The sequence below is a fragment of the Roseovarius dicentrarchi genome, from assembly GCF_003316635.1.
In the GTDB taxonomy this organism is placed as follows: Bacteria; Pseudomonadota; Alphaproteobacteria; order Rhodobacterales; family Rhodobacteraceae; genus Roseovarius; species Roseovarius dicentrarchi.
In genome coordinates this window covers 59,013-73,832 of the sequence record NZ_QNQP01000011.1, presented here as the reverse complement: position 1 = coordinate 73,832, position 14,820 = coordinate 59,013, and the positions used below count along the sequence as shown (strand labels likewise).

The 14,820-nt window shown below is 66.1% G+C and carries 16 protein-coding genes; 10 read left to right on the top strand and 6 right to left on the bottom strand.

What is annotated here, in order from left to right:
- Position 1 precedes the first annotated feature (1 nt).
- From DQ230_RS09740 to DQ230_RS09730, 3 genes are read right to left on the bottom strand one after another with little or no spacing between them, the layout of a single operon-like run.
- Entirely contained in the window at positions 2 to 457 is a 456-nt protein-coding gene (locus DQ230_RS09740; RefSeq protein WP_113912402.1) for a hypothetical protein, read from the bottom strand.
- Positions 454 to 1,008, bottom strand: a complete 555-nt coding sequence (locus DQ230_RS09735; RefSeq protein ID WP_113912401.1) for a hypothetical protein — start codon at positions 1,006 to 1,008, stop codon at positions 454 to 456. The genes DQ230_RS09740 and DQ230_RS09735 overlap by 4 nt, the downstream gene beginning before the upstream one ends.
- Positions 1,005 to 1,961: an aspartate carbamoyltransferase catalytic subunit gene (locus DQ230_RS09730; RefSeq protein ID WP_203228041.1), complete on the bottom strand. Its 957-nt coding sequence runs from the start codon at positions 1,959 to 1,961 to the stop codon at positions 1,005 to 1,007. The genes DQ230_RS09735 and DQ230_RS09730 overlap by 4 nt, the downstream gene beginning before the upstream one ends.
- Before the next feature lie 170 nt (positions 1,962 to 2,131).
- Here DQ230_RS09730 and DQ230_RS09725 point away from each other — a divergent pair, with 170 nt between their 5' ends.
- The 5 genes from DQ230_RS09725 to DQ230_RS09705 all read left to right on the top strand — a co-directional run bounded on the left by DQ230_RS09725 (position 2,132) and on the right by DQ230_RS09705 (position 9,014).
- Positions 2,132 to 2,908: a uracil-DNA glycosylase gene (locus DQ230_RS09725; RefSeq protein WP_113912399.1), complete on the top strand. Its 777-nt coding sequence runs from the start codon at positions 2,132 to 2,134 to the stop codon at positions 2,906 to 2,908.
- Complete coding sequence (locus DQ230_RS09720) at positions 2,905 to 3,522, top strand: LysE family translocator (protein WP_113912398.1); 618 nt, start codon at positions 2,905 to 2,907, stop codon at positions 3,520 to 3,522. Before DQ230_RS09725 ends, DQ230_RS09720 begins: the two co-directional genes overlap by 4 nt.
- Before the next feature lie 3 nt (positions 3,523 to 3,525).
- The gene (moaB, locus tag DQ230_RS09715; RefSeq protein WP_113912397.1) at positions 3,526 to 4,068 is read left to right on the top strand and encodes a molybdenum cofactor biosynthesis protein B; all 543 of its coding nucleotides are present in this window, start codon (positions 3,526 to 3,528) and stop codon (positions 4,066 to 4,068) included.
- Positions 4,069 to 4,145: 77 nt separating this feature from the next.
- Positions 4,146 to 5,615 (top strand): efflux RND transporter periplasmic adaptor subunit, encoded by a 1,470-nt coding sequence (locus DQ230_RS09710; RefSeq protein ID WP_113912396.1) that lies wholly within the window; start codon positions 4,146 to 4,148, stop codon positions 5,613 to 5,615.
- A gap of 3 nt (positions 5,616 to 5,618) precedes the next feature.
- Positions 5,619 to 9,014, top strand: coding sequence for an efflux RND transporter permease subunit (locus DQ230_RS09705; protein ID WP_113912395.1), 3,396 nt, complete (start codon positions 5,619 to 5,621; stop codon positions 9,012 to 9,014).
- Between the two features lie 4 nt (positions 9,015 to 9,018).
- On the opposite strand, the gene DQ230_RS09700 is transcribed toward DQ230_RS09705, so the two are convergent.
- Positions 9,019 to 9,825, bottom strand: a complete 807-nt coding sequence (locus DQ230_RS09700; protein WP_113912394.1) for a protein-disulfide reductase DsbD domain-containing protein — start codon at positions 9,823 to 9,825, stop codon at positions 9,019 to 9,021.
- Positions 9,826 to 9,934: 109 nt separating this feature from the next.
- Here DQ230_RS09700 and DQ230_RS09695 point away from each other — a divergent pair, with 109 nt between their 5' ends.
- Positions 9,935 to 10,522, top strand: coding sequence for a YqgE/AlgH family protein (locus DQ230_RS09695; protein WP_238987484.1), 588 nt, complete (start codon positions 9,935 to 9,937; stop codon positions 10,520 to 10,522).
- 54 nt (positions 10,523 to 10,576) lie between these two features.
- Here DQ230_RS09695 and DQ230_RS09690 read toward each other — a convergent pair whose 3' ends face one another.
- Positions 10,577 to 11,503: an L-threonylcarbamoyladenylate synthase gene (locus DQ230_RS09690; RefSeq protein WP_113912444.1), complete on the bottom strand. Its 927-nt coding sequence runs from the start codon at positions 11,501 to 11,503 to the stop codon at positions 10,577 to 10,579.
- A gap of 102 nt (positions 11,504 to 11,605) precedes the next feature.
- On the opposite strand from DQ230_RS09690, the gene DQ230_RS09685 reads away from it, so the two are divergent.
- The 4 genes from DQ230_RS09685 (at position 11,606) to DQ230_RS09670 (ending at position 14,094) form a co-directional block, all read left to right on the top strand.
- Entirely contained in the window at positions 11,606 to 12,667 is a 1,062-nt protein-coding gene (locus tag DQ230_RS09685) for an MBL fold metallo-hydrolase (protein ID WP_113912393.1), read from the top strand.
- Between the two features lies 1 nt (position 12,668).
- Positions 12,669 to 13,127 carry a hypothetical protein gene (locus tag DQ230_RS09680; RefSeq protein WP_113912392.1) on the top strand — a complete coding sequence of 153 codons (459 nt, stop codon included), beginning with the start codon at positions 12,669 to 12,671 and terminating at the stop codon, positions 13,125 to 13,127.
- A 198-nt stretch (positions 13,128 to 13,325) separates the two neighbouring features.
- Complete coding sequence (locus DQ230_RS09675) at positions 13,326 to 13,463, top strand: aa3-type cytochrome c oxidase subunit IV (RefSeq protein ID WP_113912391.1); 138 nt, start codon at positions 13,326 to 13,328, stop codon at positions 13,461 to 13,463.
- Between the two features lie 25 nt (positions 13,464 to 13,488).
- A complete protein-coding gene (locus tag DQ230_RS09670) occupies positions 13,489 to 14,094 on the top strand; it encodes a hypothetical protein (RefSeq protein ID WP_113912390.1) in 606 nt (201 codons plus the stop codon).
- A 41-nt stretch (positions 14,095 to 14,135) separates the two neighbouring features.
- Here DQ230_RS09670 and DQ230_RS09665 read toward each other — a convergent pair whose 3' ends face one another.
- A complete protein-coding gene (locus DQ230_RS09665) occupies positions 14,136 to 14,654 on the bottom strand; it encodes a DUF305 domain-containing protein (protein ID WP_238987483.1) in 519 nt (172 codons plus the stop codon).
- Positions 14,655 to 14,820: the final 166 nt, after the last annotated feature.

Genomic DNA, 14,820 nt, shown 5'->3' with positions numbered 1-14,820 from the left:
ATTACTGATCTTTGGTTGGAGAGATGCCGGCGGCGGCCATGATGCGGGCCTCGGTTGCGGGGCGGTCGGGCTGGAACTTCAGCAGGAATTTGTCGCCGCTGCGCGTGATGATCTGCACCGCAGATCCAAGGCCGCGCACCTTTTCGATATTGCCCAGCGACACGGCGGTTGGTCCCGGTCCCAAGAGGCGGCGGTCGGTCAGCTGCCATTCGGCGCTGAGCGATTCGGTGGACAGATAGAACGCGCGCAGGGCAATGGCGGCCAGCCCGCCGACCGCGCCGGTCCAGACATGCGCGTTACCCATCGCCGCCAGGATCGCCATGCCCAGCGCCATCGCGCCCGCAGCCATCCAGGCGTGATCGCGCCAATAGGCGCGGCGATCGGCGTGAAAGACGTGGCGCACCTGCTCGCCCGGTGCCAGCGGCGGCATGGCGCTGCGCAGCTCGATCTGGCTCATCCCGCGATCCACACCATGACAGTGACCAGCAGCGCCAAGATCAGCAAAACCACGGTGGCCACGCGGCCCGACATGGCGGCATCCGACGGTTTCTTGCGCGGCGCGGGCGCCTCTGGTTCGGGCTGCTGGGGCTGCGCCGAGGCATCGGGCAGGGCGCCGAAGGTGATCGGCGTGTGCGCCTCGGAGAAGCTGGCGATCAGGCGCAGCGGCGCGCGTGGGCTGAGCGTTTGCGCGGTATTGGCAAAAGCGCGGGAGGTGGCGACCAGCACGGTGCCTGTCTGGCCGTCAAGCCGGGTCCGCATCGGCGCGATCTGATCCTCGGGGATGGCGTGGCCGTCGATCAGATACTTCGGCAGGCCAACACCCGCCAGATCGCTGGCATCGAACACCTCGATATGGTCGGGATCCAGCGCATCGGCGCCCAGCGCCTCGCGCAGGGGCCAGCGGCCATTGCGGGCGGTAAAGGCCGCGATCTGATCGGCCGGGATATCGACGGCAAAAACGCGCACAATGCCGGTTTCGCGTTCCGTGATTTCGATTTTGTCGCTCATGCCATCACCGATTCCATTGGGGCGCGTTTGCGCAGGTTGCGCGCCAGAAGGTCCATTGCCGCCATGCGCACGGCGACGCCCATTTCCACCTGTTGCTGGATGACGCTGCGGCGCAGATCATCGGCCAGTTCGCCGTCGATCTCGACGCCCCGGTTCATCGGGCCGGGATGCATGACGATGGCATCGGGCGCGGCATGGGCCAGCTTTTCCGCGTCCAGCCCGTATCGGTGGTAATATTCCCGCTCGGACGGGATGAACCCGCCATCCATACGCTCGCGTTGAAGGCGCAGCATCATCACCACGTCGACGCCCTCAAGCCCCTGTTTCATGTCGTCATACACCTCAACGCCGAACTCGGCGATGCCGGCGGGCATCAAGGTGGGCGGACCGATCAGGCGGATGCGGTTTTCCATCTTGCCCAGAAGGATGATGTTGCTGCGCGCCACGCGGGAATGGGCGATATCGCCGCAAATGGCGATGTTCAGCCGGTGCAGCCGCCCCTTGGCGCGGCGGATGGTCAGCGCGTCCAGCAGCGCCTGCGTGGGGTGTTCGTGGCGTCCGTCGCCCGCATTCAGCACCGCGCAGTTCACCTTCTGCGCCAGAAGGTCCACCGCGCCCGAATGCGGGTGGCGCACGACCAGCAGATCGGGGTGCATGGCGTTCAGCGTCATGGCGGTGTCAATCAACGTCTCGCCCTTGTTGATGCTGCTGGCCTGCATCGCCATCGACATCACGTCGGCGCCCAGCCGCTTGCCCGCCAGCTCGAAACTGGCCTGCGTGCGGGTGGAATTTTCAAAGAACATGTTGATCTGGGTCAGTCCGGCCAGCGCCGTGCCGTATTTCGCGGCGCTGCGGCCACGGTCGGCGTATTGATCGGCCAGATCAAGGATCGTGGTGATGTCATGGGGGGCCAAAGGCTCGATCCCCAGAAGGTGGGTATGCTCGAATGACAAGGGGCGGCTCCGGGTTGGGCAGACCGGAGCATTGTCGCACGCGCGGGGCCGGCGTTCAATCGGCAAGCCGGGCGCCTGTTGATCCGCTCCATGAGTATTTCGAGGAAGATGAAAGACGGGCTGCGCAATGGCGGCTTTCGCATGGCGATGCGGCGGGGTAGCTTGGGCGCATGGATTCGGCATTGGATTTTCATAGCCTTCGGGCGCTGCTGGAGTGGCAGGTGGAACTGGGCGCCGATGAGGCGATCGGCGACGTGCCGGTGAACCGGTATGAGGTGGCGGCGCAGGCCGCGCCGGTGCTGGCGGCGCCGGCGGTGCCGAAACAGGCGCCAGCCGCGACCGGAGGCGGCTCTGACGCGGTGGCGGCGGCGCGCAAGGCGGCGCAGGGCGCGGGCGATCTGGAGGCGCTGCGCGCGGCGCTGGCTGGCTATGAGCACTGCGAGTTGAAGCGCGGCGCGCGCAATCTGGTATTCGCGGACGGTGTGCCGGGCGCGCGCGTGATGATCATCGGCGAGGCGCCGGGGCGCGACGAGGATCGCGCCGGGCGGCCCTTTGTCGGGCGGGCGGGGCAGCTTCTGGACCGGATGCTGGGCGCTGTCGGGCTGAGCCGGGCCGAGAATGTTTATATCACCAATGTGATGCCCTGGCGGCCGCCGCAAAACGCGGACCTGAAGGCCGCCGAGATCGAGATGATGCGCCCGTTTGTGGAGCGGCACGTTGCGCTGGCGGCACCCGATATCGTGGTGTTGATGGGCAATGCGCCCTGCCAGACGGTGCTGGGCAAGCAGGGCATCACGCGCCTGCGCGGGGAGTGGACCGAAGCATGGGGAAAGCCGGTGATGCCGATGCTGCATCCGGCCTATCTGTTGCGGATGCCCGGCGCCAAACGCGCGGCGTGGGCGGATCTGCTGGACGTTCAGGCAAAATTAAGGGAGGGCGGCATATGATCGACCTGTGGGTCTTGCTGGCCTTTTTGCCGGCGGCGCTGGCGCTGAACCTGACGCCGGGGGCGGATATGATGTTTTGCCTTGGGCAAGGATTGCGCGCCGGCGGGCGCGAGGCGATGGCCGCCAGCGCCGGCGTGGCGCTGGGCGTGCTGGTGCATGTGGGGCTGGCGGCGCTGGGACTGGGCGCGCTGGTATCGGCGGTGCCGTGGCTGTTTGACGTGATCCGCTGGATCGGTGTGGGCTATTTGCTATGGCTTGCGCTGGGTGCGCTGCGCGCCGGGCCGATGCGGGCCAAAGGGCGCGCCATGACCGCCGCCCGCGCGTTTCGCGAGGGGTTGGTTGTGAACCTGACGAACCCCAAGGTGATCTTTTTCGTGCTGGCCTTTCTGCCGCAGTTTGTCGATCCGGCGCGCGCGCTGTTGCCGCAGTTCCTGATCTTCGGCACGATCCTGAGCTTTGGCGGCTTGATCATCAACGGCGCTGTTGGCGTCTTTGCCGGCAGTCTTGGCCGGCTTGTCGCGGGTTCCGAGCGGTTCAATCGTTGGCTGGGGTTTGCCTCGGCAGGCATATTCACTGCGCTGGCCTTGCGGCTGGCGATTCTGGAAAGGGCATGATCCATGGGACGTATTGACGAGGCGCGCGAATTCATTCCGGTGCGCATCGCCGTGCTGACGGTCAGCGACACGCGCGCCGCGGCCGATGACCGGTCCGGTGATACGCTGGCGCAGCGGATCGAGGCGGCGGGGCATATTCTGGCCGCGCGGACCATTGTGCCGGACGAGCGTGACCAGATCGCGGCGCAGTTGCGCGCCTGGTGCGAGGACAATGGCATTGATGCGATTATTTCGACCGGCGGCACCGGCCTGACCGGCCGCGATGTCACGGTTGAGGCACACCGCGACGTTTATGAGAAGGAAATCCACGCCTTCGGCACCGTTTTCACCCATGTCAGCATGGCCAAGATCGGCACCAGCGCGATTCAGAGCCGGGCAACGGCGGGCGTGGCGATGGGCACCTATCTGTTTGCGCTGCCCGGTAGCCCCGGCGCCTGCAAGGATGCGTGGGATGACATTCTGGTGCTGCAACTGGATTATCGCCACCGCCCCTGCAACTTTGTCGAGATCATGCCGCGCCTGGACGAGCATCAGCGCCGCAAGTGATGCGCTTGGTATTTCGGGCGGCGGGCTTACATTAAGCGTCTGCGGCACCCGCCGCCTGTGCAAGGATCACCCGAGCGATGCAGTTCATACGCCGAAGCCTGACGGGCCTGTTTCTGATGTCGTTGACATTGGGCCTTCTGGCGTATGGCGTCTACGCGCTGAACAGCGCGGTGCAGGAACGTCTGGCGCGCACGCCCGATGGCGGCACCCGCGAGGAGCGGGTTTTTGCCGTCAACACCGTGCTGGCAGAGGGCCGCGCGATTGCCCCGGTCCTGACCATCTATGGCGAGGTGCGCAGCCGCCGGTCGCTGGAATTGCGCGCCAAGGCCTCGGGCAGCATTGTCGAGCTGGCGGATGTGGTCGAGGATGGCGGGCAGGTGAGCGAGGGCCAGTTTCTGGCGCGGATCGATCCTGCCGATGCACAGTCCGCGCTGGACCGGGCGCGCAGCGATCTGATGGATGCCCGCGCCGAGGGGCGCGATGCGGCCCGCGCGCTGGATCTGGCGCGCGACGAGCTGGCCGCGGCGCGCGATCAGTCCGACCTGCAGGAGCGTGCGTTTCAGCGCCAGCGCGATCTGGAACAGCGCGGCGTCGGCACCACCGCCGCCGTCGAGGCGGCCGAGCTGACGGCCGCAGCGGCGCGCGGCGCGGTCCTGACGCGCCGGCAGGCGCTGGCCGGGGCCGAGGCGCGCGTTGATCAGGCCGCAACGCGTGAACGCCGCGCCGAAATAGCGCTGGCCGAGGCGGAAAGGCGGCTGGCCGATACGACCCTCACGGCTGAATTTACCGGCGCGCTCAGCGATGTGGCCGTGGTCGAGGGCGGCGTTGTGTCCGTCAACGAGCGGTTGGCGACGCTGATTGACCCCGCCGCGCTGGAAGTGGCGTTTCGCGTTTCGACACCGCAATTTGCCCGGCTGCTGGACCGGGACGGCAGCCTGCGCCGCGCGCCTGTCACCGCCTCGCTTGAGGCGTTTGGCCTGAACCTGACCGCCCCCGGCACCCTCACCCGCGCCAGTGCGGCGGTGGGCGAGGGGCAGACCGGACGGCTTGTCTTTGCGCAGCTGGACCGCGCGCAGGGGCTGAAGCCCGGCGATTTTGTCACCGTCAAAGTGTCCGAGCCGGTGCTGGACAGCGTCATAAGCCTGCCCGCCACGGCGCTGGGCGCCGATGGCGCGGTGCTGGCGCTGGACGCAGACAGCCGGCTGGAGCCGCTGGCCGTGACGCTTCTGCGCAGGCAGGGCGATAGCGTGCTGGTGCGCGCGGCGGAAGGTGCGCCGCCGCTGGACGGGCGGCAGGTGGTCGCGCAGCGCTCGCCCCTCCTGGGCGCCGGGATCAAGGTGCGCCCGCTGGCCGCCGCCGCCGCTGCGCCGCCCGCGCCGCAGGCCATGCTGGAGCTGACCCGCGAGCGGCGCGAGCGTCTGATCGCCTATGTCGAGGGCCGCCGCGATATGCCCGCCGCCATGCGCGACAAACTGCTCGACCAGCTGGCACAGGCCCGCGTTCCGGCCCGCGTGGTCGAGCGGCTGGAAACCCGGATGGGCGGCTAGGGCATGGTGCGCCCGATGCCAAAATCCGCCGGCGGCGTGCTGTCCTACTTTACCCGCCACCGCACGGCGGCAAACCTGCTGCTGGTGGTTATGGTCGTGCTGGGGCTGGCCGCAATTCCCAATATGCGGGCGCAGTTTTTCCCCGATGTGGTCATCGCCAACGTCTCGGTCTCGGTCGAGTGGCGCGGCGCGGGCGCCGAGGATATCGACGCCGCGATCATTCAGGTGCTGGAGCCTGAAATGCAGGCGATCGAAGGCGTCGACAGCACCTCGGCCACCAGCCGCGAGAATTTTGGCAGCATTCTGATTGAATTTCAGCCGGGCTGGGACATGTCCCGCGCCTCCAGCGATGTGCAGACGGCGGTGGATTCCATCACCACCCTGCCGGACGAGGCCGAGGAGCCCAGCGTGCGGCGCGGCAGCTGGACCGACAGGGTGACGGATGTGGTCATCACCGGCCCCGTCGGCGTCAATCAGCTGGGTCTTTACGCCGATGAGATGGTCACGCGCCTGTTCGAAGTGGGTGTGACCCGCACCACCGTGCGCGGCGTTGCGGCTCCGCAAACGGTTGTCGAGGTGCCGACAACGTCGCTGATGGCCTATGACGTGACCATGGCGCAGATCGCCGCCGCCATCGCCGCAGAGGTTGATACCGACCCGGCAGGCGATGTGACCGGCGCCAATACCCGCGTGCGCACCGGCGTGGAAAAACGCGATGCCGACCAGATCGCCGCGATCACGCTGCGCGTTAATCCCGGCGGCTCGCGTCTGACCGTGGGCGACGTGGCGACGATCCGCAGCGAAGGCGCCGGGCGCGAGCGGGGCTATTTCGTGGGCGATAATCCGGCCATGTCGATCCGGGTGGACCGGTCGGCCGATGGCGATGCGATTGGCATTCAGGAACAGGTCAGCCGCGTGGCGCGCGACATGGCGCGCAGCCTGCCCGAGGGGGTCAGCATCGACCTGATCCGCACCCGGTCCGAGATGATCTCGGGCCGGCTTCAGACCTTGCTGGACAATGCGGCGGTGGGCCTTGGGCTGGTGGTGATGCTGCTGTTTTTGTTCCTGAACGCGCGCACGGCGTTCTGGGTGGTGGCGGGGATACCCGTCGCGCTGCTGGCGGCGGTGGCGCTGATGTACGCGGCGGGGATCACGATCAACATGATCTCGCTGTTTGCGCTGATCATCACGCTGGGCATCGTGGTGGATGATGCCATCGTCGTGGGCGAACATGCCGATGCGCGGGCGCGGGGCTTGGGCGAATCGCCGGTGGTGGCGGCGGAAAATGCCGCGCGGCGCATGGCGATGCCTGTCTTTGCCGCGACCCTGACGACGGTGATCGCGTTTCTGGGGCTGATGGCGATTGCGGGCAGTTTCGGCGATCTGATCTCCGACATCCCGTTTACCGTGGTTGTGGTGCTGGCCGCATCGCTGGCTGAATGTTTCCTGATCCTGCCGCACCACATGAGCCATGCGCTGGCGGCCTCGGCGCGGGTGCATTGGTATGACCTGCCGTCGCGGGTGGTGAATGCCGGTTTCGAATGGGTGCGCGCGCGGCTCTTTCGCCCGCTGATGGCGGGCGTGGTCTGGGCGCGCTATCCGGTGCTGGCCGGGGTGATTGCGCTGCTGGCATCGCAGGCGGCGCTGTTTGCGCGCGGCGACGTGACGTGGCGGTTTTTCGATTCGCCCGAGCAGGGCAGCGTGACCGGCAATTTCGCCATGGCGCCCGGCGCCACGCGCGCCGATTCGCTGGAGATGATGCGCGAGATGCAGCGCGCCACGGCCGAGCTGGCAGCCGAATACGAGGCCGAGCATGGGCGCAATCCGCTGAGCTATGTCATTGCCGAAATTGGCGGAAATGCGGGCTTTGGCCTGGCCGGGACCGAAACGAAAGAGCCTGACCAGCTGGGCGGTATTTCCATCGAGCTGATTGATTCCGACCTGCGCCCCTATAGCAGCTTTGCCTTTGTGGCCGAGTTGCAGGATCGCGTGGTGCCTCATCCGCTGGCCGAAACGGTCAGCTTTCGGGGCTGGCGCAGCGGGCCGGGCGGTGATGCGCTGGACGTGCAGTTTTATGGCGCCGATGCGCCCACGCTCAAGGCCGCGGCGCAGCGCCTGAAAGACGCGCTGCTGCGCTTCCCCGAGGTGACGGGGGTTGAGGATGATCTGGCCTATGACAAGGAAGAGCTGGTGCTGGACCTGACCCCGCAGGGCGCCGCGCTGGGGTTTGACATCGACGCGCTGGGGCGCGAATTGCGCGCCCGTCTCGGCGGGATCGAGGCGGCAACCTATCCTGTCGGACCGCGCAGCGCCGAAATCTGGGTGGAACTGCCCGAGGGCGAGCTGACGGCGGATTTTCTGGAGCGTACCCAGCTGCGCACGCCGGGCGGCGCCTATGTGCCGCTGTCGGGTATCGTGACGACCGAACGGCGCGACGGGTTCTCTACCGTGCGGCGGGAAAACGGCGTGCGCCTGATCAGCGTGACAGGCGACATATCCGAGGATGACCCGGCCCGTGCCGCCGAAATCCAGGAATTGCTGCGCAGTGATATTCTGCCCCGGATCGCCGCCGAGGCGCAGGTGAACTGGCGCCTGTCCGGCCTTGCCGAACAGGAAAGCGATTTTCTGAACGACGCGCTGCTGGGTTTGATGCTGACGCTGGTGGGGATTTATCTGGTGCTGGCATGGGTTTTCGGCAGCTGGACGCGGCCCTTGGTGGTGATGGCGATCATTCCCTTCGGTCTGGTGGGCACGATTTACGGCCATTATGCGTGGGGCGTTCCGCTGAGCATGTTCACGGTTGTCGGCCTTTTGGGCATGACGGGGATCATCATCAACGATTCCATCGTGTTGGTCACAACGATTGATGAATACGCCGCCGAGCGGGGGCTGATTCCGGCCATTATCGACGGCGCCGCCGACCGGCTGCGCCCCGTGCTGCTGACCACGCTGACCACCGTTCTGGGCCTGATGCCGCTGCTGTTCGAGCGCAGCCAGCAAGCGCAATTCCTGAAGCCGACAGTGATCACGCTGGTTTACGGGTTGGGCTTTGGGATGATGCTGGTCCTGCTGGTGGTGCCCGCGCTGATCGCGATGCAGCATGATCTGGCGCGGCAGATGGCGGCGCTGCGGCGCGGTTTGAGGTTCCGCGCGGGCGGTGTGCGTGCCGCGATGCTGGTGGCAGCAGCCGCGATGGCGGCCTGGTTTGCCGCCACGCTGGGCGCGGCGATGGTGCTGGGGCGCATGCCCGCAGCGGTGCAGGCGGTTTTGCCGATGACGGCGCGCATGCCCGCCATGCCGGGCGCGCTGGCCGCCTTTGTGCTGGGGGCGCTCGCGCTGGTCGTGGCGGCCTACATCGGCCTCGGCATCGCGCAAATGCTGCGCGCGCGGCGGGTGTGATCCCTTACTTGGCGGGACAGCCCTGAATATCCACCGCCTGCTGCGCGCCGACGATGGTCAGGCGCAATTCCGAACGGTCCAGCGCAAAGGCACGTCCGCCGACATGGGCCACCCGCGTCTGTGCAATCAGCGTGTTGCCCTGCCGCGTCAGCGCAGGCTCTGCGATCCACAGATTGGGATCGCCCGCCTCGATCACAGCCGATTCGGAGCCACCGACCGGGGGCAGGGTCATTTCGGCGCGCAGGGTCAACTGGCCATCCTTGCCGGGCGATATGGTGCAGCTGACGGCGCTGGCGCCCGCCTCTGACGCGGTCAGGGGACGGTCGGTCAGGGCGGCGGCGATGCGGCCATCGCGCTGCGCCGCGCCGTTGGGCAGGTTCGCGGACAGGCTGAGTGTCAGCGGCATGCACACATCGCGGCACACCCCCAGATCGACGGTGCCGGTCAGGTCGATATCCTTGCGCGGGTCTTTGGCCATGACATGCAGCGGCAGCACCAGAATGTCGTGATAACCGATGGTGATATCATCGCCCTGCTGGATGCGCCGGGGGGTGGGCCAGCGAATATCGACACCGGCCAGATTGCCGGAGCCGCGCCAGTCAAAACGCGGCGGTATCCCCAGATCGCCGGGCGCGCGCCAATAGGTCTTCCACCCCGGCGCAAGGCGCAGCTCGACCGCGGCCATATGGGTGCCATCGGCCATGCGCCAACCCGGCAGAAGGCGCGCCGAAGTCAGCGCGTCCATATTTTGCGCCATGGCTGCCGTGCCGAGCGTCAGGGCGGCGGCAAGAGAGAGGAGGATATGCTTCATACCTTTCGACATGCCTTGCGGCGGCGCAAAAGCCAACTCACATCTCGGTCAGCGGGCTGAAATGGCGCCGCCCCTTGCCTTGCCGGGCGCCAGCACCCATTCTGTTGGTATGAGCACGCTTACAGAGACACCCTCGCCGATGATGGACCTGACGGGCCGCATCCTGATTGCCATGCCGGGCATGGAGGATCCGCGCTTTGGCCAGTCCATCGTGTATATCTGCGCCCATTCGGACGAGGGCGCGATGGGGCTGGTGTTGAACAAGCTGGCCGATGACCTGAAGCTGAGCGATCTGCTGGAGCAGCTCGAGATCGAGTCTGTGCCGGGCGCGCGCCAGTTGCCCATTCATTTCGGCGGCCCTGTCGAGGGCGGGCGCGGATTTGTCCTGCACGAGGCGGGATATCGGTCATCTATCTCAACGCTGGAGGTGGACGGCGTATTCTCGATGACAGCAACGCTGGATATTCTGGAGGATATGGCCGCAGGGCAGGGGCCGGGCATGGCGCTGGTCGCGCTGGGCTATGCCGGCTGGGGCGCCGGACAGCTGGAGGGCGAGATTGCGCAGAACGGCTGGCTGATCTGTGACGCCAGCCCGGCGCTGGTATTCGGAACGCCCAACAGCGCCAAGTGGAGCGCGGCGCTGGCTGTGCTGGGCATCGACCCGCTGGCGCTGTCCGCAGAGGCCGGCACGGCCTGAGCGCGGCGGGATCGCCTGCGGCGAGCGTATTTTGGGCAGGATGCAGCGCGCCGCCTATCGCGGGGCAGCGGCGCGGCGCAGACGATCATTGATCGCGCGGCCAAGGCCATGCTCGGGGATTGGTGCGACGGCGATACGCTGTGCGGTGCGGTCCAGCTGATGCAGATGATCAAACAGGTTTGCCGCCGCTTCGGTCAGATCGCCGGTGCGTGAGAGGTTCAGCGCCGCACCCTCGGACGTGCCGAAGCCGAGCAGCGTCTCGCCGGGGCGCGCCGCACCCGCGTTCAGGCGCATCAAAGCCTTGGGGGCGTAATGCGAGCCAAGCTGGCCGGGCGCCGTCAGGGTATCCCCGTCCTGCCACTGGGTCAGGGGGGCGCCGATCACGTCCTCGACCGTCTCGACGGGCAAGCCGCCGGGGCGGAGCAGCGTTGGCGTGCCGGTCAGGCCGATGATGGTCGATTCGACGCCGATCCCGCAGGCGCCGCCATCCAGAATTGCCGCGATGCGGCCCCCAAGCCCGTCCGCGACATGGGCGGGCAGTGTCGGGCTGATCTGCCCCGACGGATTGGCCGATGGCGCGGCCAGAGGGGCGCCGAACGCGCGCAGAAGCGCAAGCGCGACCGGGTGCGCCGGGATGCGCAACGCCACGCTGTCTTGCCCGGCGGTGACAAGGCTGGACAGCCCGCAGCCGGGGCGCAATCGCAGGACCAGCGTCAGCGGGCCGGGCCAGAATGCGGCGGCCAGTTTCTGCGCGGTGTCGGACCAGATGCCATAGGTCTGCGCCGCTGCGATATCCGGTACGTGGACGATCAGCGGGTTGAAGCTTGGCCTGCCCTTTGCCTCGAAAATACGCGCGACCGCGGTGCCACTGCGCGCATCGCCGGCAAGGCCGTAGACCGTTTCGGTCGGGATCGCGACCAGATCACCCGCAGACAGCGCGGCGGCGGCCTCTGCGATGCCGGTCTCATCGGCAGGGAGCATGCGGGTCAGCACTTGCGTTGGAATCCTTGGCGTAATGGGGGTAGGCAGGGCGCAGACCCTGCTTATCGTGCCGGGCGGTCATTGCCAAGAAGGAGGCCGGATATGGACCCAGTGACAACAGGCGCAGAGCCGGGCGGCATCCGCTATCCGTGGCCCGAGCCGCCCGCCGAGGGGGCCGCGACAGAAATCGCGCCGGGCGTTTTGTGGATGCGGTTGCCGCTGCCGATGGCGCTGGATCACGTCAACATCTATGCGCTGCGCGACAGCGACGGCTGGACCATTGTTGATACCGGCATCCGCTCGCGCCGGGGCATCGCCTTGTGGGAGCGGTTGCTGGCCGGGCCGCTGGCCGGTCTGCCGGTGCGCAGGGTCATCCTGACGCACCACCACCCCGATCACATCGGCATGGCCGGCTGGCTGATGGAGCGCTGCGGCGCCGAGCTGTTGACCACGCGCACCGCGTGGCTGATGGCGCGCATGCTGATCCTGGATGAGGAGGCGCGGCCAACGCCGCACGCGCTGGCGCATTGGCAGCGGGCCGGGATGGACCCCGAAATATACGCGGCGCGCAAAGATGCGCGGCCCTATAACTTTGCCGATGTCTGTGCGCCGTTGCCGGTGGGTTACACCCGGCTGCATGAGGGCGATACGCTCACTGCGGCCGGGCGCGACTGGGACGTGCGCATCGGCGGCGGCCACGCGCCCGAGCATCTGACACTGTGGAGCCGGGACTGCAATCTGGTGATTGCGGGCGATCAGATCCTGCCGTCGATCAGCCCCAATATCGGCGTCTACGCGACCGAGCCGGAGGCCGATCCGCTGGCCGACTGGCTGGAGGCGTGCGACCGTCTGGCGCAGCACGCGCGCGAGGATCATCTGGTGCTGGGCGGGCACAAGCTGCCCTTTACCGGGTTGCCGCTGCGCATGCGCCAACTGATTGAAAATCACCACGGCGCCCTGCGGCGGCTGGAGGCGCATCTGCAAAGCCCGCATACGGCGGCAGAGTGCTTTGGCCCGCTGTTCAAGCGCCGGATTGATGCGGGCACCTACGGGCTGGCCCTGGTCGAGGCGGTTGCACATCTCAACCACTTGCATAAGCTGGGACGGATCACACGGCGCCTGCGCGACGATGGCGCGTGGCTGTGGCAAGCAAGGGAGCGGTGACGTGGGCGAGAACATAAATACAGCCGCCGAGGCGGCCGAGGCTGACGTGCTGATGCCGCGCTGCCGCGAGGTTCACAAGGATGGCAGTCGCGGCAGCGTGACCGAGGACGCACCCGGCAGCATCACCGAAAACCCGGTCGAGGCGAAAAGCCCCGCACAATGGGCCTACGAGCGGCTGATTCTGTATATCCAGAACTTTGAAAAGACGCTGGATAACGAACACGAGGCGGCCATGGGGTTTGTCGGCAGCGATGCGGGCGTGGTTAAAATTGACGGCATGGGGTATTTCGACCCCGACATCGTGACGTTCTACGGCACCGATCCGTCGGGCCGGAAAACCCAGCTGATCCAGCATGTCAGCCAGCTAAGCGTTATTTTGCGCGCCCTGCCGAAACCCAAGGCGCAGGCCGAACCGGAAAGGATCGGCTTTCGCCTGGCGGCAGAACTGGACAAGCCGTGATGCCGGTCCGCGCGGGCCGGAAAGAGGTTTCGGAACGCTGATAACGCAATTTTCATGTTTATGGGATCAGATGAGTCACTGAAGTGCCCGCCGAGAGCGGCTTGATTTACGGATGACGCATTGTGATTCTGGATTGAGAATTGCGTTTGGACGCGGTAACCAACATAGAACTTCGGCATTCAAGGGACGGACATAAAGATGGCTGAGCATCATAAACACGGCGAAATGGACGTCACTGTTCAGGAAAAGACGTTCGACGGCTTTATGAAATGGGTCGTTCGTGGCGGTATCATAACGATCGCCGTGCTGATCTTCATGGCGCTGGTCAACAGCTGAGCTGGCCACTTGCCGGAGGGGCGTGATGCGCGTTCTACTTCTTGCCCTTTGCGGACTGCTTGCGCTGGCCGGGTGCGCTGCCCCTCCGGGTGTGTGGGCCACGGATGAGGCTGTGGCGCGCGCGGCATACCGGCATGACGGGCCGCCGCGCCTGACGCTGTTTACCATGCTGAACAACAACACCGGCGCCGGCGCGCATACATCGCTGATGATCAACGGCTCACAGCGGGTGATCTGGGATCCCGCCGGATCGTTCAAGCACGAGACGATACCAGAGCGCAATGACGTGATCTTCGGCGTCACGCCGATGGTGGCTGATGTCTATACCCGGTTTCACGCCCGCAAAACGTTTCATGTGCAAATACAGGAACTGGACGTTACCCCGGAGATAGCAGAGCGGGCGATGCAGCTTGCCCTCGGCTATGGCCCGGTGCCGCAAGCGCAATGCGCGCGCAGCACGTCGAGCATTCTGGCCGAGCTTTTCCCCGGCAAAGTATCGCAAACGTGGCTGCCCAAGACGCTGGCCGCAGAATTCGGCGCCATTCCGGGGGTCACGGAGCAGGTGCTGTATGAATATGACAGTGACGACAATTCCAAGGTGCTTGCCCAGTGGGATCCGGCCAAGGTGTGAACCGGGATTTCAAGCGCGCTTGCCTGTTGCATTGGCGGCGTCTATTTCTCGCGCCGTGTTCCGGCCGGGGCGTTGCCGTTTGCCTCGATATCCGCGATGTAGCGTTTCATCTCGGCGATTTCGCCGCGCTGCGCCTCGATGATTGCATTGGCCAAGGCCTGCACCCGAGGGTCGGAAATGTCCGCGCGCTCGCTGGTCAGGATCGCGATGGAGTGGTGGGGGATCATTGCGCGCATCCACGCCAGATCCTCGACCGTTTCCTGACTGCGCACCAGCCACAGTGACAGCGTGAACGCAACGGCAGCACCGGCGAAGATCGCAATGTTGGCGGTGCGGTTGGTATACATGCCCAGCATGAAGGCCAGCATGATCACCGCCATCGCGGCCCCCATGTAGAGCGCCATCCACATACGCGTTTGCGAGAAAAAGACGTGATCGAGCGCGTAAGTATTCAGATACATCAAGCCGTACATGATGATGGTTGATGTTGCGATCATTGCCGCAAAACGGCCATACCCCATGCCGCTTTTGCCGTGTTCAGATTGGGTTTGGCTGTTCATGGTGATCCTCCATTCAGTCCGCTCAGGGCGTTCCGCCCTATGGACAGCGAACAATTTGATGAAGGAATCGGTTCCGCGCGAAGGAGTGTCGAGGTGACTGCGGTGCCGTGTCTTAGCCGTGTATGAGTATTTGGACCAAGATGAAGCCGCAGGCAGATAAAGGGGC